Genomic DNA, 22,657 nt, shown 5'->3' with positions numbered 1-22,657 from the left:
TTTTTGATGCGTTTGGTCCCTATCTTGCGGTGTCCCATCCGTCAATGAATTTCGACAAAATTTACTTAACGGCCCCGCCAATTGTTGCAGCTCGATAACGAACTATACCGAGGGTCAACTTTCGTGCCCTTCTGACCCGTCGCGGGTTTACGCTTCATGCCATGTGAGACGCGCCACACTGCCGCTGGGGGAGTGTGGACGTCTGGCGGGTGCCTACGGCGCCGGTCTCATCCACACCACAGAAACAAGGAGGCGGAATGCGCTTCGGTCGTATTTCCAAAGCAGTGGGGGTCGCGGCGGCAGCGGCGCTCGCACTGAGCGCCTGTGCAGGCAACAGCGGCGGGTCAACCCCCTCGACTGCTGCTGCGGCAGGCAAGTCAGGCGGATCGGCAACGGTCGTCGAGGTTAACGCGTTCAACACGTTCAACCCGAATACCGCAGACGGCAACACTGACATCAACTCGAAAGTCAGCTACGCCACCCACTCCGGGTTCTTCTACATCGACAACAAGCTGAACGTTGTTCGCAACGAAAAGTTCGGCAAGATGGAAAAGGTCTCAGACAACCCACTCACCGTGAAGTACACCATCAACGACGGTGTTAAATGGTCCGACGGCACCCCCGTCACGGCAGCCGACCTGGTCCTCCAGTGGGCCGCATTCTCCGGCTACTACAACGACGCAGACGCCGAAGGCAAAAAGGGAACCACCTACTTCTCCTACGCCGGTGACCCGACCGGTATCGCGTTGACCGATTTCCCGGAACTCGGCGACGACAACCGGTCCATGACCATCAAGTACTCGAAGCCGTTCGCTGACTGGGAAATCGCCCTCGGCGGCCCGGGCATCGACATCCCGGCCCACGTCCTGGCCAAGAAGGCGGGCCTGGCCGATGCCAAGGCCTTCGTCGACATGATCAAGGAAATGCCGCGCGGCGACGCCAAGAACCCGAAGCCCGCCAACAAGCAGCTCAAGGCCATGGCTGACATGTGGAACACCGGCTTCGACACCAAGACGCTGCCGGCCGATCCCAGCCTCTTCCTCTCCAACGGCCCCTACGTCGTGAAGGCGATGAACCAGGACCAGTCCCTGACCATGGTCAAGAACAAGGACTACACCTGGGGCCCGGAGGCCAAGCTGGACGAAATCACCGTCCGCTACATCGGTGAGGCTCCGGCCCAGGTCCAGGCGCTGAAGAACGGCGAGGCCGACATCATCGCCCCGCAGGCTTCCGCGGACACGGTGGAGCAGCTCAAGGCCCTCGAAAGCCAGGGCGTCACGGTGGAGGTGGGCAACCAGCTCTCCTACGACCACATCGACCTGAACTACAGCGGCCCGTTCGCCGACAAGAATGTCCGTGAAGCCTTCATGAAGACGGTTCCGCGCAAGGACATCGTGGACAAGATCGTCAAGAAGCTTGACGATAAGGCCGCTCCGCTGGATTCCCAGCTCTTCGTCCCGGACCAGGCCAAGTACGCCGACTCCGTCAAGGACAACGGCTCCTCCGCGTACCAGGATGTTGACATCGAAGGTGCAAAGAAGCTGCTGAACGGTGCCACGCCGTCGGTCCGCATCATGTACAACAAGGACAACCCCAACCGTGTTGACGCCTTCTCCCTGATCCGCGAGTCCGCCGGCAAGGCAGGCTTCAAGGTCGTCGACGGCGGCCTCGGCAAGTCTGACTGGGGCAAGGCCCTCGGCGACGGCAGCTACGACGCCACCATCTTCGGCTGGATCAACTCGGGCGTAGGCGTTTCCGGTGTTCCGCAGATCTTCAAGTCCGGAAACGACTCGAACTTCAACAAGTTCAGCGATCCCGAGGCCGACAAGCTGATGGAGGAACTGATCGTCACCACCGACAAGGCCAAGCAGGATGACCTCATCCAGCAGATCGACAAGAAGATCTGGGCCTCGGCCTACGGCCTGCCGCTCTTCCAGGCTGTCGGCGTGGACGCATACAGCGACCGCCTTACCGGTGTGAAGTACATGCCGAACCAGACCGGTGTCTGGTGGAACTTCTGGGAGTGGGCACAGAAGTAGCCCGCAACCGCAAGTGACACTTGCTAGCTGAAGGCGTCGGGACCACGGCTTTACGGTCCCGACGCCTTTCTAGCGACCCTCCCCGGCGATGTCTCGGCGCTAGGCCGCATCCTCCGGGGAATCCGGCCTAACTCTGCGACCGGTCCGGGCGATCCCTGGGCCCGAATACCGAGGTTCTATTCCCCATGGTGACCTACATAGTCCGGCGGCTCATGACTGCCGCCCTCATTCTTCTCGGCGCATCCTTCCTGGTGTATCTCCTGACAGCGGCGTCAGGGGATCCCCTTGAGGAATACCGGGCCATCAATGCGGCCAACAAGCAGCAACTGATGGACGCCCGCACCGAACTCCTGCAGCTGGACGTCCCGCCGCCGCTGCGCTACTTCAAGTGGCTCGGCGGTGCGGCCCAGTGCCTGATCCCCTTCGCCGGCTCCTGCGACTTGGGCAAGAACATCGTCGGCCAGCCCGTCACCGACGCCCTGGGTCACGCCCTGGTCCAGACCCTGACGCTGGTCACCGGCGCCACAGTGCTGGCCATCCTGATCGGCATCACGCTGGGTATTGTCACGGCCCTGCGCCAGTACAGCGCGCTGGATTACGGCGTGACGTTCATGGCATTCCTGTTCTTCTCACTGCCGATCTTCTGGGTCGCCGTCCTGCTCAAGGAATTCGGCGCCATCGGCTTCAACAACTTCCTGCGCAATCCCGAAATCCCGATACCGACTGCCATCGCCATCGGCGTGGTCTTCGGTGCCGTGATCGCGGTGGCCGTGGGCGGCGAGCTCAAGCGGCGGGTGCTCACCGGCGGCGTGGTGTTCCTCTTTGTCACCGCCATCCTTGTCTACTTCTCCGCCACCGAATGGTTCAAGACCCCGGGCCTGGGACCGGTGCTGATCGCGATCGCCGGCGTCGGCCTGGCCTTCGCCGTCACCCTGCTCACCGCCGGCCTGAAAAACCGCAAAGCCCTGCAGTCCGCGCTGATCAGCGTCGGCGTCGGCGTCGTGCTGTACTTCGTGGTCCAGCCCCTGCTGGATCAGGCCACCTTCCTGATGATCGTGCTGCTGGGTATCGCGACCGTCCTGGTCGGCCTGGGCATCGGCTACCTCGTGGGCGGCTACGACCGCGGGCAGTCGATGCGCGCCGCCGCCATCACCTCATTCCTGGTGGGCTTCCTGATCCTGCTGGACCGGTTTATGCAGGCGTGGCCGACGTACTTCAACAACAGCCGGGTCCGGGGGCGCCCCATCGCCACCATCGGGGCGAGCACGCCCAACATTGAAGGCGACTTCTGGGTGCTGGGCCTGGACTCCTTCACCCACCTGATCCTGCCGACCCTTGCCCTGATCCTGATCTCCCTGGCCAGCTACACCCGGTTCACCCGGGCCTCGATGCTGGAAATCATGAACATGGACTACATCCGGACCGCACGGGCCAAGGGCCTGACCGAACGGACCGTGGTGATGCGCCACGCCTTCCGCAACGCGCTGATCCCGATCGCCACCATCGTCGCGTTCGACATCGGCGGCCTGATCGGCGGCGCCGTCATTACCGAATCGGTGTTCTCAGTCCGTGGCATGGGCTTCCTCTTCCTGGACGGCATCTCGCACGTGGACCCGAACCCTGTCATGGGTGTCTTCCTGTGCGTCGCCATCACAGCCATGGTGTTCAACCTCATCGCGGACCTTGCCTACTCCGCACTTGATCCGCGCGTAAGGGTAAAAGCATGAGCCAGCCAAGCCAGCAGGACGAAATCATGGCCGAAGAGGCCGCATTGCAGCCCACGCCCGCGGCCGGCATCGAGCCCGTCCTCGAGGCGAAGGGACTGAGCCAGGGCCAGATTGTCCGCAAGCGTTTCCTCGGCCACTCCGGCGCCATCATCGGCCTGGTGGTCTTCGCCTTCATCTTCATCCTCGCGTTCACCTCCGTCGGTTACTGGGGCATCCCGGGCTGGTGGAAATACAACCACGAGCAGGTCTCACCGCTGGTCAACGACGGCGCGCCGACCTCCTCGCTCTGGCCGCTGGCCTGGGGCGAGCACCCCTTCGGCCAGGACCGGATCGGCCGCGACCTGTTTGCCATGACCATGCGCGGGGCGCAGCAGTCCATCACGGTCATGTTCGTCATCGGCCTGATCGCCGGCCTGATCGGCGTGGTGGTCGGGGCCGTCTCGGGCTACTTCCGCGGCTGGGCCGAAGCGATCCTGATGCGGTTGACCGACGTCATCATCATCGTTCCGGCGCTGCTGCTGGCCGCCGTGATGGCACAGATGGCCGGCCGCCGTGACTCGGGCAGCTGGTTCTCCGCCTTCGCGAGCACCAACGGCGTCCTGGCCCTGGGAATCTTCCTCGGGCTGATCAGCTGGGTGAGCCTTGCCCGCCTGATGCGCGGCGAGTTCCTGTCCCTGCGAGAGCGCGAGTTTGTCGACGCGGCCCGGATCTCCGGGGCCAGCAACGCCCGGATCATCTTCAAGCACATCCTGCCCAACGCCGTCGGCGTGCTGATCGTCAACGTCACGCTGACCATGTCTGCGGCGATCCTCACCGAGACGGCGCTGAGCTTCCTCGGCGTCGGCGTCAAGGCCCCGGATACCTCGCTGGGCCTGCTCATCTCGCAGAACCAGCAGGCCTTCTCCACCCGGCCCTGGCTGTTCTGGTTCCCGGGCCTGTTCATCGTGCTGATCTGCCTCAGCATCAACTTCATCGGCGACGGGCTGCGGGACGCGTTCGACCCGCGCCAGAAGAAGTTCAATGCGAAGAAGGCGCAGGACACGGCCGGCCGGGCCCCTGAGGCCACGCCGGTGACCGCCCTTGACGGACCCAAGGACCACTAGATGCGCGGCAGCTCCTTCGCCGCCGGCGGCGAGCTACTGGGCGGCCACCGCCCAGTAGCTTGCCGCGAGCAGCAGCACGACGCCGGCGATCGGCGCCCAGCGGGGCGTGACGGTCACGGCCGCCGCGTCGGCGTCGCCTGCGGCGAGGGCGCCGCTTTCCACCAGCTCGCGCCAGCGGGTCCGTACCAGGCGTGCTGCCTGGCCGGAGTCGGTGGTCTTGAGGTCGCCTGGCCGGACCGACTGTCCGGGGCCGTAGCTGGTGTCCGGCAGCCCGCGCAGGTCCTCGGGGCGGGCATTGCGTCCGCCCCAGATGCCGGGGGCCGGCGCGGCCCAGGCCGCGTAGCTCTTGTCCGCCGTCACGAGGGTGAGGGCGTAGCGGGTGTCCACGTGCACCAGGGCCGCCCACGGCACCAGCACGGTGCGGAACGGGTTCTCCAGGGTGACGCCGCCGTCGTGCACCACGACGGCGGGCATCCAGAAGAACTGCCAGCCCAGCAACGCGACCAGCAGCAACGGCGCCGTGGTGGGCAGCGCCGCGGGGCCGGCCGAGGCGACCGTGACCACCAGGCCGACGACCGCCACGGTCCAGGCCAGCCAGGCGAACCATTTATTCGTCCGGGCCTTGAAGATTTCAACGTTTCCGGCAGAGGGCACAGTGCTCATGCCCCCCATAATTCAGTATTCCGAGTTCCAGCACTAATCACCGGTGCGGCGGCGGCTCGGGTGGAAGGAAAAACCCATCATGACTGACTTCATCACCCTGGATCCGGCCCCGGCTTCCGCGCCCGGCAAAGGTGGCATGGTCCTGGAGGTCCGGGACCTCAGCGTCGACTTCGGCGTGGACAAAAAGTGGGTTCCCGCCGCAATCGGCCTGAACTACGAGGTGCGCGCCGGCGAGGTTCTGGCGATCGTGGGGGAGTCCGGCTCCGGCAAGAGCGCCAGTTCGATGGCGCTGCTGGGCCTGCTGCCGAGCAACAGCCGGGTCAGCGGCAGCGTGAAGCTCGCCGGGAAGGAACTGCTCGGCGGCAACGAGGCGAACATCCGCAACGTGCGCGGCAAGGACGTCGCGGTCATCTTCCAGGAGCCCATGACCGCCCTGAACCCGGTTTACACCGTGGGTGCACAGATCGTGGAAACCATCCGGCTGCACAACGAGGTCTCACCGGACCAGGCCAAAGAGCGTGCCCTGCGGATGCTCGAACTGGTGGAGCTGCCGGACCCGGAAAAGGCCTTCAAGTCCTACCCGCACCAGCTCTCCGGCGGGCAGCGGCAGCGCGCCATGATCGCCCAGTCGCTCTCCTGCGACCCCAAGCTGCTGATCGCGGACGAGCCCACCACCGCCCTGGACGTCACCGTCCAGGCCGAGATCCTGGACCTCATGCGCAACCTGCGCAACAAGCTGGACAGCGCGATTGTGCTGATCACCCATGACATGGGCGTCGTCGCGGACCTCGCGGACCGGATCGCCGTGATGCGCCGGGGGCTGATCGTGGAGACCGGCACCGCCGAGGAGATCTTCCACAACCCCCAGCACGAGTACACCAAGGCCCTGCTCGCGGCCGTACCGCACCTGGGGCAGGGCGGCGCGGCCACCGACGACGACGTCGACGTCACCGCCGCCCTCGCCGCGGCAACGCACGCCGAGCTGGACGCGGTTCCTCGCTCGGAACTGCTCCGGCGCGAACGCGAAAACGCCGCCGCGCTGGCTGCCGCCGCGGCCGGACCGGCCGCGCCGCAGGGCGAACCGGTGCTGGAACTCACCGACGTGGCGATCGAGTACCCCAAGCAGGGGCGGGTGCCGGCCTTCCGCGCCGTCGAGGGCGCCAACCTCGCCATCTACCCGGGCCAGGTGGTCGGCCTGGTGGGCGAGTCCGGCTCCGGCAAGACGACGATCGGCCGGGCCGCCGTCGGCCTGCTGCCCGTCGCCGCGGGCACCATGAAGGTGGTGGGACAGGACATCTCCGCCGCCAAGAAGAACGGCCGGCAGCTGCACGAGATGCGCCGGCACGTCGGCATGGTCTTCCAGGACCCGTCATCCTCGCTGAACCCCCGGCTGCCGATCGGCGAAAGCATCGGCGAACCGATGTTCCTCGCCAAGGTGGCCAAGGGCGCCGAACTCCAGGCCCGGATCGAGGCGCTGCTGGACCAGGTCGAGTTGCCGCGGGACTACCGCAACCGCTACCCGCACGAACTCTCCGGCGGCCAGAAGCAGCGCGTCGGCATCGCCCGGGCGCTGTCGCTGAAGCCGAAGCTGATGGTGGCGGACGAACCCACCTCGGCCCTCGACGTGTCGGTCCAGGCCAAGGTCCTCGAACTCTTCCAGAACCTGCAGAAGGAACTTGGCTTCGCTTGCCTGTTCGTCACCCACGACCTGGCCGTGGTGGATGTCTTGGCCGACCGCATCTGCGTGATGCAGCGCGGCCGGATTGTCGAGCAGGGCACCCGCGACCAGATCCTCCGGAACCCGCAGGAGCCCTACACCCAGCGGCTCCTGGCCGCTGTTCCGCTGCCTGATCCGGAGAAGCAGCGCGAGCGGAGGGAACTGCGTGCCCAGTTGCTCTCCGGCGCGAGCTAGGGGGCCGCGGGCGGAGGCTTTCGGTTAACGGACCGTAACCCGGCGCCGTGCGGAAGGCGTATGCTACCAGCGAGTAATCTGTGACTTGAAATACGTTTCGATTGACGCTAGCCGTCATGAAGTTGTCGAGTCACGGTTTGGCAACGGAGTTCCACCATTCGGACTTCTTGCGGTTAGGCTACTTGCATATGTAGGCCACGTCACAGGGATATCCCTGTGCCCGGGCCTGCCGGGAAGCACAAGTCTCTCCCGCACGAACTCCCACAACTCTTAGGAGGCGGAATGCGTTTTTCGCGCACTTCCAAAGCACTGGGCATGGTGGCGATCGCCGCTCTGGCCCTGACCGGTTGCGGCGGCGGCGGTTCCAACACCGCCGGCGGCAGCACCGGTGGCGACACCAGCAAGGTCATCATCGCCGACGGCTCGGAGCCGCAGCGCCCGCTGATGCCGGCCGACACCAACGAGGTTGGCGGCGGCAAGGTCATCGACATGATCTTCGCCGGCCTGGTCAGCTACGACCCCAGCGGCAAGCCCGTGAACGAACTCGCCGAGTCCATTGAGGGCAAGGACGGCCAGAACTTCACCATCAAGATCAAGAAGGACCAGAAGTTCACGAACGGCGAGGCCATCACCGCCAAGACCTTCGTCGATTCCTGGAACTTCGGTGCAGCCGCGAAGAACGCCCAGCTCAGCGGCAGCTTCTTCGAAAGCATCAAGGGTTACGACGAGGCCAGCGCCGAAGGCTCCAAGGTTGAGACCATGTCCGGCCTGAAGGTCGTCGACGACCAGACCTTCACCGTCCAGCTCAAGCAGCCGGAATCCGACTGGCCGCTGCGCCTCGGCTACAGCGCCTTCGTCCCGGTTCCCTCCGGTGCACTGAAGGACCCGAAGGGCTTCGGCGAGAAGCCGGTCGGCAACGGCCCGTACAAGCTGGCCGACGGCGGCTGGCAGCACAACGTGCAGATCCAGCTGGTTCCGAACCCGGAATACAACGGCCCGCGCAAGGCCAAGAACGCCGGCGTGACGTTCAAGATCTTCCAGAACGACGACGCCGCGTACCAGGACCTGCTGTCCAACAACCTGGACATCCTGCAGACCATCCCGACGAGCGCCCTGAAGAACTTCAAGTCCGACCTGGGTGAGCGCACCATCAACAAGCCGTACGCCGGCAACCAGACCATCGCGATTCCGGAATACCTCCCGGAGTGGAGCGGTGAAGCCGGCAAGCTCCGCCGCCAGGCCCTCTCCATGGCCATCAACCGCGACGAAATCACCAAGGTCATCTTCAGCGGCGCCCGCCAGCCCGCCAAGGACTTCACCGCCCCCGTCCTGGACGGCTACAGCGACTCGATCCCGGGTTCCGAGAACCTGAAGTTCGACGCCGAGAAGGCCAAGGCCACCTGGGCCAAGGCTGACGCCATCCAGAAGTGGGACGCGAACAAGACCTTCACCATCGCCTACAACGCCGACAAGGGCGGCCACAAGGCATGGGTCGAAGCTGTTGTGAACCAGCTCAAGAACACCCTCGGCATCAAGGTTGAAGGCAAGCCGTACGCCACCTTCAAGGAAGCCCGCAACGACGCCACCGCAGGCACGCTGACCGGTTCGATCCGCGCCGGCTGGCAGGCCGACTACCCGTCGCTGTACAACTTCCTCGGCCCGATCTACAAGACCGGCGCCGGTTCCAACGACGCCCGCTACGCCAACCCGGCGTTCGACAAGGCCATCTCTGAAGGTCTTGCCGCGTCCTCGGTCAGCGAAGGCAACAAGGCCATGAACAAGGCCCAGGAAATCCTCCTGACCGACCTTCCGGCCATCCCGCTGTGGTACCAGGTTGCCCAGGGCGGCTGGAGCGACAAGGTCACCAACGTTGACTACGGCTGGAACGGCGTTCCGCTGTACTACAACATCACCGGTAAGTAATAACTGAACGACGGCGGGGGCAGCCAGGATGGGGCCCCCGCCGTTGTTCTGCTTCCACCCCAATTTCTAAGCACCCGCTTCGGCCGGTGTACTTCGCAGCCGGGCCTGCGTGATCCGCCCCGGCGACGGCTGCACCCATAGTGAAAAGGTTCTTCGATGAACAACTCCGCCGCATCCTTGGACAGGATGCCTGCTGACGGGGGTGTCGTGCGCTGATGGCGACTTACATCCTCAAGCGTTTCCTGCAGCTGATCCCGGTTTTCCTGGGCGCCACGCTGCTCGTCTACTTCCTGGTATTCAGCCTGCCCGGGGACCCCATCGTGGCCCTCTTCGGCGACAAGCCGGTCAACGAGGCCGTCGCGGCGCGGCTCCGGGAGCAGTACCACCTGGACCAGCCCTTCTGGATCCAATACCTGCTCTACCTCAAGGGGATCTTCACCTTTGACCTGGGCCAGGACTTCTCCGGGCGCCCGATCGCCGCTGTGCTGGGCGAGGTCTTCCCCGTCACGGCCCGGCTGGCCGTCATGGCACTGATCTTCGAAGCCGTTTTCGGCATCATCTTCGGCCTGATCGCGGGCCTGCGCAAGGGCAAGTTCTTCGACGCGACCGTCCTGATCGCCTCGCTGATCGTGATCGGCATCCCGATCTTCGTGCTCGGCTTCCTGCTGCAGTTCACTATCGGCGTCCAGCTCGGCTGGGCCAAACCGACCGTCAGCTCGGCTGCCAACGTCCAGGACCTGATCCTGCCGGCAATCGTCCTCGGCCTGGGCTCCTTCGCCTACGTCCTGCGCCTGACCCGGACCAGCGTGATCGAAAACATGAACGCCGACTACGTCCGCACCGCCACCGCCAAAGGGCTGTCCCGGTTCCGCGTTGTCCGCGTGCACATCCTGCGCAACTCGCTGATCCCGGTGATCACCTTCCTCGGCGCCGACCTCGGCGCCCTGATGGGCGGAGCCATCGTCACCGAGGGCATCTTCAACGTGCCCGGCGTCGGCAACCGGCTCTACCGCGCCGTGACGCAGGGTGAGGGCCCCACGGTCGTTTCGATCGTCACGGTGCTCGTGCTGATCTATGTCGTATCCAACCTGCTTGTAGACCTGCTGTACGCCTGGCTTGACCCGAGGATCCGCTATGACGCCTGAGAACATGACCCCAGAGACGCGCATCGCGTCGCCGGCGAAGCGGCACGTCGAACACTTCGTCGCCGATTTTGCCGAGACTCCGCTGCAGGCCACCGACAAGGTCAAGGAGGACCAGGCCCCGCTGAGCCTTTGGGGCGAGGCCTGGAAGAACCTGCGCAGGCAGCCGCTCTTCCTGATCTCCGCCTTGCTGATCCTCGTCGTCGTCGCCGTCTCCCTTTTCCCGTCGCTTTTCTCCGGAATCGACCCGGCGTCGGAGGCGTGCCAGCTGGCCAACTCCGACGCCGGACCGGCGGCCGGGCACCCGCTTGGCTTCACCCAGCAGGGCTGCGATGTGTACGCCCGCGTCATCTTCGGCACGCGCTCCTCGGTGACCGTGGGCCTCTTCACCACCCTTGGCGTGCTGCTGATCGGCGGCGTCATGGGCGCCCTGGCCGGCTACTACGGCGGCTGGGTGGACGCGATTCTGGCCCGCATCAACGACATTTTCTTCGCGCTGCCGCTGATCCTCGGCGCCATCGTGATGATGCAGCTGCCGGTGTTCCGTGCCAACCGCACGGCCTGGACGCTGGTGCTGATCCTGGTCACCTTCGGCTGGCCGCAGATCGCCCGCATCACCCGCGGCGCCGTGATCGAGGTCCGCAACGCGGACTTCGTGACCGCGGCCCGGTCGCTGGGTGTTTCCAAGTTCGGTGCGCTCATGCGCCACGTCATGCCGAACTCGCTCGCGCCGATCATCGTGGTGGCCACCATTTCGCTGGGCACCTTCATCGTCGCGGAATCCACGCTGTCCTTCCTTGGCATCGGCCTGCCGCCGAGCGTCATGTCGTGGGGCAACGACATCCAGGCAGCGCAGGCGTCCCTGCGGTCCAACCCGATGCCGCTGCTCTGGCCGGCCATCGCGCTGTCCATCACCGTCCTGAGTTTCATCATGCTGGGCGACGCCCTGCGTGATGCGCTCGATCCCAAAGCGCGCAAGCGATGAAAGGGGACGCCATGAACGCCTCTGTCGAAATCCACGAAGCCGGCGCTCCCGCCGGTCGGCCGCTCCTTGAAATCAAGGATCTGGCCATCAGCTTCACCACCAGCAACGGCGAGGTCAACGCGGTCCGCAATGCGCACCTCACGGTGATGCCGGGCGAGACCGTCGCCATCGTCGGCGAGTCCGGATCGGGCAAATCGACGACGGCGCTGGCCGCCATCGGCCTGCTGCCCTGCAACGGCCGGGTGGCCGCCGGCCAGGTGATCTTTGACGGCGAGGACATTGCCCACGCCTCGGAGAAGCGCATGATCGAGCTGCGCGGCAACAGCATCGGCATGGTGCCGCAGGATCCGATGTCCAACCTCAACCCGGTCTGGAAGATCGGCTACCAGGTCCGGGAAACCCTCAAGGCGAACGGACTGCCCAGCGGGCCGGACGACGTCGCGAAGGTGCTGTCGGAGGCCGGGCTGCCGGACGCTGCCCGACGCGCCGGCCAGTACCCGCACGAATTCTCCGGCGGTATGCGCCAGCGGGCCCTGATCGCCATCGGCCTGTCCTGCCAGCCGCGCCTGCTCATCGCCGATGAGCCGACGTCGGCCCTGGACGTGACCGTGCAGCGCCAGATCCTGGACCACCTGGACAAGATGACCACCGAACTCGGCACGGCCGTCCTGCTGATCACCCACGACCTGGGCCTGGCAGCCGAACGCGCCGACAAGGTCGTGGTGATGTACCGCGGACAGGTCGTGGAATCCGGCCCGTCCCTGGAGCTGCTGCAGAACCCGCAGCACCCGTACACGCAGCGTCTGGTCGCCTCGGCGCCCTCGCTGGCGTCCCGGCGGATCCAGGCGGCCAAGGAGCTCGGCGTCGAGTCGGACGACCTGCTGGCACCCGCCGAGGACGCCGTCGTCGAGACGAACCTGCCCGACGAGGTGCTGCAGATTGAGAACCTGAGCAAGGTCTTCAAGCTGCGCTCCGGCTTCGGCCGCTCCACCGACTTCACTGCGGTGGACAACGTCTCCTTCAGCGTCAAGCGCGGAACCACGACGGCGATCGTGGGGGAGTCGGGTTCCGGCAAGTCCACGGTGGCGCAGATGGTGCTGAACCTGCTGCAGCCCACGTCCGGCAAAATCGTGTTCGACGGCGTCGACACCTCCACGCTGAACAGCAAGGAGATCTTCGCCTTCCGCCGCCGCGTGCAGCCGATCTTCCAGGACCCTTACGGCTCCCTCGACCCGATGTACAACATCTTCCGGACCATTGAAGAGCCGCTGCGAACCCACAAGATCGGGGACAAGGCCAGCCGCGAGAAGAAGGTCCGGGAACTGCTGGACCAGGTGGCGCTGCCGCAGTCCACCATGCAGCGCTACCCGAACGAGCTCTCCGGCGGCCAGCGCCAGCGCGTCGCCATCGCGCGGGCCCTGGCGCTCGATCCGGAGGTGATCATCTGCGACGAGGCCGTCTCGGCCCTCGATGTGCTGGTCCAGGCGCAGGTGCTGAACCTGCTCGCGGACCTGCAATCCCGGCTGGGCCTGACCTACCTGTTCATCACCCATGACCTCGCAGTGGTCCGGCAGATCGCCGACCACGTGTGCGTGATGGAGAAGGGCAAACTGGTCGAAACCGGCTCCACCGACGAGGTCTTCGACTCGCCGCGGCAGGACTACACCAAGGCCCTGCTGAACGCGATTCCGGGTGCCAAGCTGATGCTTCCGCCTGAGGCAGCGACGGCCTAGCACCCGGCAGCCGCAATCCGCCGCTGCGTCGCACTGCCGCGTTAACAAAGGAGCCGGCGTCCACCTGTTGGTGGGCGCCGGCTCGCTTTTGCTATCTGGTGCCTGGCGTTGCTCCTGTCGTGCTGCGGGGGCCGCCCTAGACCAGGCCGAGCGCCTCGAACCGCTTCTCCAGTTCGACGGCCGCCGCCTCGTGGCCCTCCGGGTCCAGGTGGCGGTCATCGGCCAGATGCTCGGCGAGGCCGTAACGGGTCAGCCAGTCGCCCACGCTGACGAAGGAGAGCCCGTACTCTTTGGCAACCGCGCCGAGCAGCGAGTCCACCTCCGTCCGGCGTCCGCCGCCGGCCTGGGCACCCCGGGCGAGCGTCCCGACCATCACGACGTCGGCCCCGGGATAGCGGTGTTCGACCGCGTCGATAAGGCGCTCGGCGTTCTCCGCGATCTGGATGTTCGAGGCCCCCCTAGTGGCGTCGTTCCCGCCGCCCTCGATGATGACCACCGGAGGCGCCCCGTAGGGCAGCTGCCAATCACCGTTCTCCAGTGCGTCGATGTAATTGCCTCGGGAGCCTGTGCCGGCCACAAACCCGGTGCCGCTCCCGCCGCAGAAGAAGACATCGAAGCCAAGTCTCTCTAAGGCGAGCCTGGGCCAGCTTTCGGACGGCTCGGCCTGGGAGTCGCCGATCAGCACCGCAGTGTTCTCGATGTCCTCGACGATGACTTCGTTGCGCCCGTTTGCAGGGTTCCGAAACAGTGAGCCCGCGGGCAGGTCTTCCGGATCCACGGCGGTCTTCCGGCGCACGGACCCCGCGGCGGCGGGCTGGCCGGGGCCGGCCGCCGCAGCCATTGGGAGTTCCTTCACGCGGTCCGAATTCTTGGGCGGGGCCGTGCTCTGCAGGTCCGGGGCGCACCCGCTAAGGGCCAGCGCCGCGGCCGCCAGGAAGGGGATGATACCGGCCATCATCGGGGCACTTCGCATGTGGGACTCCCCGCGCGTTCGTAGTTACTCCAGCAATAGTGGGGCATCCCCGCGCGGAATGCCAGTGACTTTGGTCACGCATCAGCCCGCTGGGTTCACGATTCGGTAACACGGCGGGGAAGGGGCGCTTCCGGATTTTAGGCCAATAAATGCCCTAGCGTCTAGAATGGATGAAGGCGCCCTGTGCCAAAGGGCCTTGTCCGTCGTGCGTTCCGGTTGGAAATGTCGCGATACAACAGCTGACTTCACCACTGAATCGAGCAATAACGCATGTCTGAAACCACCACCAACACTGCGGTAGCCACTGCATCGCGCAGTGACCTGCGCAACGTCGCGATCGTGGCCCACGTTGACCACGGCAAGACCACTCTGGTCGACGCCATGCTCAAGCAGACCAACTCCTTTGCCGAGCACAACCACCTCGAAGACCGTGTCATGGACTCCGGTGACCTGGAGCGCGAAAAGGGCATCACCATCCTGGCCAAGAACACCACGGTGGCCTACAACGGTCCGTCCTCGCACGGCGAGACCATCACGATCAACGTCATCGACACCCCCGGCCACGCCGACTTCGGCGGTGAGGTCGAGCGCGGCCTGTCCATGGTCGACGGCGTCGTCCTGCTCGTCGATGCCTCCGAGGGCCCGCTGCCGCAGACCCGCTTCGTGCTGCGCAAGGCTCTCGCCGCGCACCTCCCGGTGATCCTGCTGGTCAACAAGACCGACCGCCCCGACGCCCGGATCGAAGAAGTCGTGCACGAGTCCATGGACCTGCTCCTGGGCCTGGCCTCCGACCTCGCCGACGAAGTTCCTGACCTGGACTTGGACAAGATCCTGAACGTTCCGGTTGTTTACGCCGCCGCCAAGGTCGGCCGCGCTTCGCTCGAGCAGCCTGCCGACGGCACCGCCCCGGAGAACGAGGACCTGGAGCCGCTGTTCCAGACCATCATCGACCACATCCCGGCCCCGACGTACAACCCGAACGGTGTGCTGCAGGCCCACGTCACCAACCTGGACGCCTCGCCGTTCCTTGGCCGCCTGGCCCTGCTGCGTATTTATAACGGCACCCTGCGCAAGGGCCAGACCGTGGCCTGGGCGCGCGCCAACGGCGAGCTCAAGAACGTCAAGATCACCGAACTGCTGGCCACCAAGGCGCTGGACCGCGTTCCGGCCGAGTCCGCGGGCCCGGGCGAGATCGTCGCCGTCGCCGGCATCGAGGAAATCACCATCGGTGAGACCCTGACCGACGCCGAGAACCCGCAGCCGCTGCCGCTGATCACGGTGGATGACCCCGCGATCTCCATGACCATCGGTATCAACACCTCGCCGCTGGCCGGCAAGGTCAAGGGCGCCAAGGTTACCGCCCGCCAGGTCAAGGACCGTCTGGACAAGGAACTGATCGGTAACGTCTCCATCAAGGTGCTCCCCACCGAGCGTCCGGATGCCTGGGAAGTCCAGGGCCGTGGCGAACTCGCGCTGGCCATCCTGGTCGAGCAGATGCGGCGCGAAGGCTTCGAGCTGACCGTCGGCAAGCCGCAGGTTGTCACCAAGACCATCGACGGCAAGGTCCACGAGCCGATGGAGCACATGACCATCGACGTGCCGGAAGAGTACCTCGGCGCCGTCACGCAGCTCATGGCCGCCCGCAAGGGCCGTATGACCAACATGGCCAACCACGGCACCGGCTGGTGCCGCATGGAGTTCATCGTCCCGGCCCGTGGCCTGATCGGCTTCCGCACCAAGTTCCTCACGGACACCCGTGGCGCCGGCATCGCGGCCTCCATCTCCGAAGGCTACGAGCCGTGGGCCGGCCCGATCGAGTACCGCACCAACGGTTCGATGATCGCCGACCGCGCCGGTGTGGTCACCCCGTTCGCCATGATCAACCTGCAGGAACGTGGCTCCTTCTTCGTCAAGCCCACCTCCGAGGTGTACGAGGGCATGATCGTCGGCGAGAACTCCCGCGCCGACGACATGGACGTCAACATCACCAAGGAAAAGAAGCTCACCAACATGCGTGCTGCTTCCTCTGACACCTTCGAGAACCTGACGCCGCCGCGCGACCTGACCCTCGAAGAGTCCCTCGAATTCGCCCGCGAAGACGAGTGCGTCGAGGTGACCCCGGACGCCATCCGCATCCGCAAGGTCATCCTGGACACCAACGAGCGTGCCAAGGCCAACCGCGCCCGCGCCAAGGTCTAATCCCGGTCTCCGGGCTCCGGCTGAGACGTGACTAAGAGAGCTGCCGTCAGGGCAGGCGGTATTGCCGCCGCCCTGCCGGCAGCTCTTTTTGTTGCCCTCGTCGGTACCGTGCTGCACCGCCAGCGCCTGCCCGTGGGCGGCGTCGAGCTCCCGTGGGGTGCCGTGGCCGCGCTGGTGCTGCTGGCATCGGTGGAGCTGCTGCTGGGGGCCGCGTTCCGCTCCTTGCTCCCGACTGCGGTGTGCGGCGTCGGCTGCTACGCGCTCACCGGCTGGTGGTCCACCCTGGACCCGGGCAAGCGCCTGATCCTCGGGGACCCCGCCGGGTACCTCTGGATGTTCGGCATTGCCGCGGTCACCGTGGCCATGCTCGCCTGGTGCCGCCGCTACACCGCGCGAAGAGCCCAGCCGTAACCCACCCCCCGCGGGACATGCTCATCCTTCGTAGCACCCCGCGGGACATGCTCATTCTTCGCCGCACAGCGTGGACACATAGGCGCCATGTCCACCGCTCAAGCCCGGCAACGGACATGTCCCGTCCTTCTTTGCCCCGCACCCCGGGGGACATGCTCATTCTTCGTAGCACCCCGGGGGACATGCTCATTCTTCGCTGCGCAGCGTGGACATAGTGGCATGATGTCCGCCGTTCCCGCCTGGCAACGGACATGTCCCGTCCTGAGCCATGGGCATGTCCATCCCCGAGCCCCGCGACTGGACCTGCACTTGTGCACATAGCGTCGGCCCTGGGTATCCGGGTCGGGCACGGATCCGGACCATAGGGACCATGGTCAAAGTGAGTGAAGTCCTTGCCAACTACGACGGCGTCGCCCGCGCCAAGCATCTCGCGGCAGCGGGGGTGTCAGACTTCCAGCTGAGGGCGGCCCTTGCTAGCGGCACTGTCGCCCGGGTGGCCCGCGGTGTCTACGCAACACCGAACGCGGATCCGCAGCTTGTGGCCATCCGTTCGTTGCCCGCCGAGCCCGCCTGCGTCAGTGCGGCCCAACTTGCGGGGCTCTGGGTGCTAGGAGCGGCCGAACAACCGCACGTTGCGGTGACCCATAGCCGCAGCTACGCCGGTTACGTCTGCCATCGCGTGGCGGCCCCGCCGACCCTGTTGGACACTGTGGTCCAGAGCCTGCGCTGCCTGCCGGAGCTGGAAGGCCTCATGATTGCCGAATCCGCCGTCGTCCTCAAGGGCCTTCCACTGTCAGCCCTCCGACAGCGACTGGCCGGCAGAAGCGACGCACGCGAACGGCGAATCGCTGCAGCCATCGTTCCGCAGTCGCAATCGGCCATCGAATGCATGGCGCGGTTCCTGCTCCGGCGGGCCGGCTTCCATGTCGAGTCGCAGGTGAACATACCGGGAATGGGCCATCTGGACCTCATGGTGGACGGCAGGCTTGGGATCGAGGCCGATGGGGCCGGTTTTCATATGGACCGGGCGAGTTTCGAAGAAGACCGACGGCGGTGGAACGTCACCACGCGGCTTGGCGTGCCCACCCTGGTCGTCACCTACGCGCTACTCAAATACCGTCCACACGAATTCATCGCCATGGTCCGTGAGGCGTTGAACCGGATTTCTGCCGCCGCCTGAGGGCGGGTGTCCAGGCATTGAAGCCGATCTTCTGGGCTGCCTGAGTGCCGGCGCCGTAGGTTCCGGCGCGCCCATTCGCCGGCCCGGCACCCTCCCGGGAACATGTGCCGCGCTCGCCGCCAACGGTGGACATGCTCCGTGGCCGGGGCCAGCGGGGAGGGGGCATGCTCCGCCTGTGCGGCCAAGGATGGGCATATTGGCATTATGTCCATTGCTCAGGGCTCAGGGAGGGCATGTCCCGCGGGGTGGGCTCGGGGAGGGCATGTCCCGCGCAGGGCACCTCAGCCCGGGATGCCGCCCGCCAACGATGGACATGCTCCGCGGCCAAGCTCGGCCTGGAGGGAGCATGCCCCACCCACGAGGCCAAGGATGGGCATAAGGGCACTATGTCCATTGCTCAACGCTCAGGGAGGGCATGTCCCGCGCGGGGCGGGCTAGGGGAGGGCATGTCCCGGGGGACGGCGCGGCGGGGCCGGCGGCACCGCCTTGGCGGCCACGACCAGCCGCAGCGGAATGACGACGTCGGCCCGGCGGGTGCGGACGGTGCAGCCGCCGTCGGCCCTTCCCACGAGTTCGCCGAGCGCGTCCGTGAGGAGACCGCCCTCGATCCGGTAGCGCACCACCACACGGGTGCCCAGCGGCGCGTCGGAGAGGAACTGGTGCGGCTGGGGGATCAATGAACTCACCAATTCATAGTAGGACGCGCGGGCTCTGTGACGCCCGGCTAGGTTCGCGGGATCAGACTGGGAGATAATAGGGTCGGAAGTCAGCAGCCCGGCGCTCAGGCCGGGAGCAATAACCGGCGGGATGCCGGAACCAACGTGGAGAGGCCAGGGACGTGACGTACGTAATCGCGCAGCCGTGTGTAGATGTCAAAGACAAGGCATGTATTGAAGAGTGCCCCGTCGATTGCATCTACGAAGGTGAGCGCTCCCTGTACATCCACCCGGACGAGTGCGTCGACTGCGGCGCCTGTGAGCCGGTCTGCCCGGTGGAGGCCATCTACTACGAGGATGACACCCCCGAGGAATGGGCCGACTACTACAAGGCCAACGTCGAGTTCTTTGACGTGCTCGGTTCCCCGGGCGGCGCCGCCAAGATCGGCAACACCCACACGGACCACCCCATGATCGCTGCGCTGCCGCCGCAGAACCAAGACAACTAGGACGGCGCCCCGGTGACACCTGCGCTGCGCAGCTTCGGCCTCAGTCTGCCCGACTACCCGTGGGAAGCCATGGCCCCGTATCTAGCGCGGGCCGCGGAGCACCCCGGGGGAGTGGCCAACCTCTCCATCGGCACCCCGGTCGACGACACCCCGGCGCTGGTGCAGGAAGCGCTGAAGGCGGCCGCGAACGCCCCCGGCTACCCGACGGTGCACGGCACCCCGGCGCTCCGCGAAGCCATCGCGGCCTGGTTCGGACGCCGCCGCGGCGTCCCCGGCCTGGACCCGCAGAACGTGATGCCCACGGTCGGATCCAAGGAACTGGTGGCGTGGCTGCCGTTCCTGCTGGGCCTCAAAGCCGGCGACGTCGTCGTCCGCCCGACCGTCGCGTACCCCACCTACGACATCGGGGCCACCTTCGCCGGGGCCGAGCACGTCGCCGCGGACGACCTGGATGAGCTCGACGCCGGAACCCGGTCGCGCGTGCGGCTCGTCTGGGTCAACTCGCCGGCCAATCCCACCGGCAGCGTCCGCGACGCCGCGTCGCTGCAGCGGATCGTCCGCCAGGCCCGGGAACTCGGAGCGGTCGTCGCCTCGGACGAGTGCTATGCCGAACTCGGCTGGGGCGAATGGGACGTCCAGCGCGGCGGCGCGCCGGTCCCCAGCATCCTCGACCCGCAGGTCGCGGAAGGCTCCCACGAGGGCCTGCTGGCGGTCTACTCGCTGAGCAAGCAGTCCAACCTCGCCGGCTACCGGGCCGCCTTCGTCGCCGGTGACCCGGCCATCATGGCGAACCTGGTGAACAGCCGCAAACACGCCGGCATGATCGTGCCCTACCCGGTCCAGGAAGCCATGCGGGTGGCCCTCGGGGACGACAACCACGTGGCGGCGCAGAAAGACCTGTACCGCGGACGGCGGGAACGGATCGTCCCGGCCCTGGAGCGGTTCGGGCTGGCCATCCACGAATCCCGCGCCGGGCTCTACCTGTGGGCCACCGCGGGCGAAGCGAGCTGGGACACGGTCGGCAGGCTCGCCGACCGCGGGATCGTCGTGGGCCCCGGCGTCTTTTACGGCGACGCCGGCAACGGTTTCATCCGGGTGGCGCTGACCGCCAGCGACGAACGGATCGACGCCGCCGTCGAGCGGCTGGCTACGGGACCGTAACAAAGCTGTGATGCGGGCCACAAGATGCGGGATTTGGTCGCTTTGGAGACCCTCCGGATTAGTGCCACCCGCGAACTGGCGGTAGTTTTTAACTGACTATCAATGGTGGCTTTCCACAAGAAGGCAGCGCAGCCGTTGGAATCCGTGTCCAGATACAGGTTCCGTGGGCGGCCTCACCAGATGTTGGATCAAGCTTTCAACAGGGGCCCCGATGCCTCATGAGGAGAATCCATGACTGAGACCACCAGCGCAACCCTGCGTCATGCGGGCGGCGAGCTCGAGCTCCCGCGCATCAAGGTTGTTGAGGGAAACGAAGGCTACGACGTTTCCAAGCTGCTGAAGCAGACCGGCGCCGTTGCCTTTGACCCCGGGTTCATGAACACGGCGGCCACCACCTCGGCCATCACCTACATCGATGGCGACGCCGGCATCCTGCGCTACCGGGGCTACCCGATCGAGCAGCTCGCCGAGCACTCCAGCTTCCTGGAAGTTTCCTACCTGCTGATCTACGGCAACCTGCCGACCGCCACTGAGCTGGAAGCCTTCGACCAGCGGATCCGGCACCACACCCTGCTGCACGAAGAGCTCAAGGGCTTCTTCAGCGGCTTCCCCCGCGACGCGCACCCGATGCCGGTGCTGTCCTCGGCCGTGTCCGCCCTGTCGACGTTCTACCAGGACTCGCTGGACCCGTTCAACGCCGAGCAGGTTGAGGTGTCCACCTACCGCCTGCTGGCCAAGATGCCGGTCATCGCCGCATACGCGCTGAAGAAGTCCGTCGGCCAGCCGATGCTGTACCCGGACAACTCCCACAACCTGGTGGAAAACTTCCTGCGCCTGAGCTTCGGCCTCCCGGCCGAGCAGTACGAGGTGGACCCGGTGGTCGCCAAGGCCCTGGACCTGCTCCTCATCCTGCACGCGGACCACGAGCAGAACTGCTCCACCTCCACGGTCCGGCTGGTCGGTTCCTCCAACGCGAACCTCTTCGCCTCCGTCTCGGCCGGCATCAACGCCCTCTTCGGCCCCGCCCACGGCGGCGCCAACGAGGCCGTGCTGAAGATGCTCCGCCAGATCCAGGCCGACGGCATCAAGCCCGAGGACTACATGGAGAAGGTCAAGAACAAGGAAGACGGCGTCCGCCTGATGGGCTTCGGGCACCGGGTCTACAAGAACTACGACCCGCGCGCCAAGATCGTCAAGGCCACCGCGCATGAGATCCTCAGCAAGCTCGGCGGCAACGACGAACTGTTGGACATCGCGCTGCGCCTCGAGGAAAAGGCCCTGCAGGATGACTACTTCATCCAGCGCAAGCTTTACCCGAACGTGGACTTCTACACCGGCCTGATCTACAAGGCCATGGGCTTCCCGGAGAAGATGTTCACCGTGCTGTTCGCGATCGGCCGCCTGCCGGGCTGGATCGCGCAGTGGCGCGAAATGATCAGCGACCCGAACACCAAGATCGGCCGCCCGCGCCAGCTCTACACTGGGGAACCGGAACGGAACTACCCCGCGCTCTAAGGCGGGACGCACGACGCCGGCCGCGCACCTCACGCTCGAGGTGCGCGGCCGGCGTCGTGCGTGCCGAGTCCCCGGTTCCAGAGTCCCCGGGGCCGGCGTTCGTGGTGCTGGAGTTGCCCGTGGGATCGGCGTGGAGCGCCGGCACCGGGGCACATCCGTGCTAAAAAGGACCAATGCCCAAATTTGTCGACGCCGCTTTGCGGCGTCAGGAAGTTGTTGAAGCCGTCTTCAGGATCGTTGCGGCAGACGGCCTCGAGCGGGCCTCGCTGCGCGAAGTGGCCGACGAAGCCGAGCTGGCCGTGGGTTCCGTGCGGCACTACTTTGCCAGCAGCGACGAACTCCTGGCCCATTCATTCGGCGTTGTGGTGGACCGGGTGGCCGGCCGCCTGGAAGCCGCCGAGGCCCGGCTGGCGGGGACAGCCCCGGGGTCGGCCGAACACCGCCGCGGCGTGTTAACCCTGCTGGGGGAATTCCTGCCGCTGGACGAGGAGCGGGCCGTTGATGCCTGCGTCTGGATGGCCTTCAAAAACGCGGCCCGGACCAGGCCGTTCCTCGCGGCCGAAGCCGACCGCAGCCACCGCACCGTAGCCGCCGTCGTAGGCCGGCTGATGATGGACCTGGCCGACGACGGCGGGGCCGCGGACGGCGCCGGGCAGCAGCAACTGGTCACCGAGGCCGAGCGGCTGCTGGCCACGCTGGACGGATTGACGATGCACGCCCTGCTGCAGCCGGAATGGATGACTGCGCAAATGTGCCACGATGTACTGGAAGCCCACCTGGCGAGCCTGGCCGGCCGCGCTGCCAGCCATTAACGTGCGCTACCTTC

At 66.1% G+C, this 22,657-nt stretch carries 18 protein-coding genes; 15 read left to right on the top strand and 3 right to left on the bottom strand.

Features of this window, described 5'->3' with window-relative positions; genetic code table 11:
* The first annotated feature begins 257 nt into the window (after positions 1 to 257).
* The 3 genes from AC1MBE_RS04870 (at position 258) to AC1MBE_RS04860 (ending at position 4,869) form a co-directional block, all read left to right on the top strand.
* Entirely contained in the window at positions 258 to 2,039 is a 1,782-nt protein-coding gene (locus AC1MBE_RS04870) for an ABC transporter family substrate-binding protein (protein ID WP_479781189.1), read from the top strand.
* Between the two features lie 185 nt (positions 2,040 to 2,224).
* Positions 2,225 to 3,766: an ABC transporter permease gene (locus tag AC1MBE_RS04865; protein WP_479781187.1), complete on the top strand. Its 1,542-nt coding sequence runs from the start codon at positions 2,225 to 2,227 to the stop codon at positions 3,764 to 3,766.
* Positions 3,763 to 4,869, top strand: coding sequence for an ABC transporter permease (locus AC1MBE_RS04860; protein WP_479781185.1), 1,107 nt, complete (start codon positions 3,763 to 3,765; stop codon positions 4,867 to 4,869). The genes AC1MBE_RS04865 and AC1MBE_RS04860 overlap by 4 nt, the downstream gene beginning before the upstream one ends.
* Positions 4,870 to 4,902: 33 nt before the next feature.
* Here AC1MBE_RS04860 and AC1MBE_RS04855 read toward each other — a convergent pair whose 3' ends face one another.
* The gene (locus AC1MBE_RS04855) at positions 4,903 to 5,532 is read right to left on the bottom strand and encodes a PH domain-containing protein (RefSeq protein ID WP_479781183.1); all 630 of its coding nucleotides are present in this window, start codon (positions 5,530 to 5,532) and stop codon (positions 4,903 to 4,905) included.
* Positions 5,533 to 5,611: 79 nt separating this feature from the next.
* On the opposite strand from AC1MBE_RS04855, the gene AC1MBE_RS04850 reads away from it, so the two are divergent.
* The 5 genes from AC1MBE_RS04850 (at position 5,612) to AC1MBE_RS04830 (ending at position 13,227) form a co-directional block, all read left to right on the top strand.
* On the top strand, positions 5,612 to 7,444 hold the full coding sequence (locus AC1MBE_RS04850) for an ABC transporter ATP-binding protein (RefSeq protein ID WP_479781181.1): 1,833 nt from the start codon (positions 5,612 to 5,614) through the stop codon (positions 7,442 to 7,444).
* A 282-nt stretch (positions 7,445 to 7,726) separates the two neighbouring features.
* On the top strand, positions 7,727 to 9,367 hold the full coding sequence (locus AC1MBE_RS04845) for a peptide ABC transporter substrate-binding protein (protein ID WP_346959620.1): 1,641 nt from the start codon (positions 7,727 to 7,729) through the stop codon (positions 9,365 to 9,367).
* 215 nt (positions 9,368 to 9,582) lie between these two features.
* Complete coding sequence (locus AC1MBE_RS04840) at positions 9,583 to 10,512, top strand: ABC transporter permease (RefSeq protein ID WP_479781179.1); 930 nt, start codon at positions 9,583 to 9,585, stop codon at positions 10,510 to 10,512.
* Positions 10,502 to 11,494, top strand: coding sequence for an ABC transporter permease (locus AC1MBE_RS04835; protein WP_479781177.1), 993 nt, complete (start codon positions 10,502 to 10,504; stop codon positions 11,492 to 11,494). Before AC1MBE_RS04840 ends, AC1MBE_RS04835 begins: the two co-directional genes overlap by 11 nt.
* Positions 11,495 to 11,505: 11 nt before the next feature.
* Entirely contained in the window at positions 11,506 to 13,227 is a 1,722-nt protein-coding gene (locus tag AC1MBE_RS04830) for an ABC transporter ATP-binding protein (RefSeq protein ID WP_479781175.1), read from the top strand.
* 136 nt (positions 13,228 to 13,363) lie between these two features.
* Here AC1MBE_RS04830 and AC1MBE_RS04825 read toward each other — a convergent pair whose 3' ends face one another.
* The gene (locus tag AC1MBE_RS04825) at positions 13,364 to 14,200 is read right to left on the bottom strand and encodes an SGNH/GDSL hydrolase family protein (protein ID WP_479781173.1); all 837 of its coding nucleotides are present in this window, start codon (positions 14,198 to 14,200) and stop codon (positions 13,364 to 13,366) included.
* 270 nt (positions 14,201 to 14,470) lie between these two features.
* Here AC1MBE_RS04825 and typA point away from each other — a divergent pair, with 270 nt between their 5' ends.
* The 3 genes from typA (at position 14,471) to AC1MBE_RS04810 (ending at position 17,990) form a co-directional block, all read left to right on the top strand.
* Positions 14,471 to 16,399, top strand: a complete 1,929-nt coding sequence (gene typA, locus AC1MBE_RS04820) for a translational GTPase TypA (protein WP_175321302.1) — start codon at positions 14,471 to 14,473, stop codon at positions 16,397 to 16,399.
* 27 nt (positions 16,400 to 16,426) lie between these two features.
* On the top strand, positions 16,427 to 16,810 hold the full coding sequence (locus tag AC1MBE_RS04815; RefSeq protein ID WP_479781171.1) for a hypothetical protein: 384 nt from the start codon (positions 16,427 to 16,429) through the stop codon (positions 16,808 to 16,810).
* A 370-nt stretch (positions 16,811 to 17,180) separates the two neighbouring features.
* The gene (locus AC1MBE_RS04810; protein ID WP_479781169.1) at positions 17,181 to 17,990 is read left to right on the top strand and encodes a type IV toxin-antitoxin system AbiEi family antitoxin domain-containing protein; all 810 of its coding nucleotides are present in this window, start codon (positions 17,181 to 17,183) and stop codon (positions 17,988 to 17,990) included.
* A 434-nt stretch (positions 17,991 to 18,424) separates the two neighbouring features.
* Here the strand turns inward: AC1MBE_RS04810 and AC1MBE_RS04805 are convergent, their stop codons facing one another.
* Positions 18,425 to 18,676, bottom strand: coding sequence for a putative acetyltransferase (locus tag AC1MBE_RS04805; protein ID WP_479781167.1), 252 nt, complete (start codon positions 18,674 to 18,676; stop codon positions 18,425 to 18,427).
* 152 nt (positions 18,677 to 18,828) lie between these two features.
* Between AC1MBE_RS04805 and fdxA the strand changes: the two genes are divergently transcribed.
* The 4 genes from fdxA (at position 18,829) to AC1MBE_RS04785 (ending at position 22,643) form a co-directional block, all read left to right on the top strand.
* Positions 18,829 to 19,155, top strand: a complete 327-nt coding sequence (fdxA, locus tag AC1MBE_RS04800; protein WP_056737938.1) for a ferredoxin — start codon at positions 18,829 to 18,831, stop codon at positions 19,153 to 19,155.
* A gap of 12 nt (positions 19,156 to 19,167) precedes the next feature.
* A complete protein-coding gene (gene dapC, locus AC1MBE_RS04795) occupies positions 19,168 to 20,316 on the top strand; it encodes a succinyldiaminopimelate transaminase (protein ID WP_479781165.1) in 1,149 nt (382 codons plus the stop codon).
* A 231-nt stretch (positions 20,317 to 20,547) separates the two neighbouring features.
* Positions 20,548 to 21,831 (top strand): citrate synthase, encoded by a 1,284-nt coding sequence (locus AC1MBE_RS04790; protein ID WP_479781163.1) that lies wholly within the window; start codon positions 20,548 to 20,550, stop codon positions 21,829 to 21,831.
* Positions 21,832 to 22,004: 173 nt separating this feature from the next.
* Positions 22,005 to 22,643, top strand: a complete 639-nt coding sequence (locus tag AC1MBE_RS04785; protein WP_479781161.1) for a TetR/AcrR family transcriptional regulator — start codon at positions 22,005 to 22,007, stop codon at positions 22,641 to 22,643.
* Positions 22,644 to 22,657: the final 14 nt, after the last annotated feature.

This window comes from Arthrobacter sp. BG5 (assembly GCF_056680155.1).
Note: the sequence above shows the minus strand (reverse complement) of the source record. Positions and strands in the feature narration are given on the sequence as shown.

Excerpts from the sequence above, each read along its gene's own strand:
- AC1MBE_RS04870 (WP_479781189.1), top strand. The coding sequence starts at position 258 with ATGCGCTTCGGTCGTATTTCCAAAGCAGTGGGGGTCGCGGCGGCAGCG.
- AC1MBE_RS04865 (WP_479781187.1), top strand. The coding sequence starts at position 2,225 with ATGGTGACCTACATAGTCCGGCGGCTCATGACTGCCGCCCTCATTCTT.
- AC1MBE_RS04860 (WP_479781185.1), top strand. The coding sequence starts at position 3,763 with ATGAGCCAGCCAAGCCAGCAGGACGAAATCATGGCCGAAGAGGCCGCA.
- AC1MBE_RS04855 (WP_479781183.1), bottom strand. The coding sequence starts at position 5,532 with ATGAGCACTGTGCCCTCTGCCGGAAACGTTGAAATCTTCAAGGCCCGG.
- AC1MBE_RS04850 (WP_479781181.1), top strand. The coding sequence starts at position 5,612 with ATGACTGACTTCATCACCCTGGATCCGGCCCCGGCTTCCGCGCCCGGC.
- AC1MBE_RS04845 (WP_346959620.1), top strand. The coding sequence starts at position 7,727 with ATGCGTTTTTCGCGCACTTCCAAAGCACTGGGCATGGTGGCGATCGCC.
- AC1MBE_RS04840 (WP_479781179.1), top strand. The coding sequence starts at position 9,583 with ATGGCGACTTACATCCTCAAGCGTTTCCTGCAGCTGATCCCGGTTTTC.
- AC1MBE_RS04835 (WP_479781177.1), top strand. The coding sequence starts at position 10,502 with ATGACGCCTGAGAACATGACCCCAGAGACGCGCATCGCGTCGCCGGCG.
- AC1MBE_RS04830 (WP_479781175.1), top strand. The coding sequence starts at position 11,506 with ATGAACGCCTCTGTCGAAATCCACGAAGCCGGCGCTCCCGCCGGTCGG.
- AC1MBE_RS04825 (WP_479781173.1), bottom strand. The coding sequence starts at position 14,200 with ATGCGAAGTGCCCCGATGATGGCCGGTATCATCCCCTTCCTGGCGGCC.
- typA (WP_175321302.1), top strand. The coding sequence starts at position 14,471 with ATGTCTGAAACCACCACCAACACTGCGGTAGCCACTGCATCGCGCAGT.
- AC1MBE_RS04810 (WP_479781169.1), top strand. The coding sequence starts at position 17,181 with ATGGTCAAAGTGAGTGAAGTCCTTGCCAACTACGACGGCGTCGCCCGC.
- AC1MBE_RS04790 (WP_479781163.1), top strand. The coding sequence starts at position 20,548 with ATGACTGAGACCACCAGCGCAACCCTGCGTCATGCGGGCGGCGAGCTC.
- AC1MBE_RS04785 (WP_479781161.1), top strand. The coding sequence starts at position 22,005 with ATGCCCAAATTTGTCGACGCCGCTTTGCGGCGTCAGGAAGTTGTTGAA.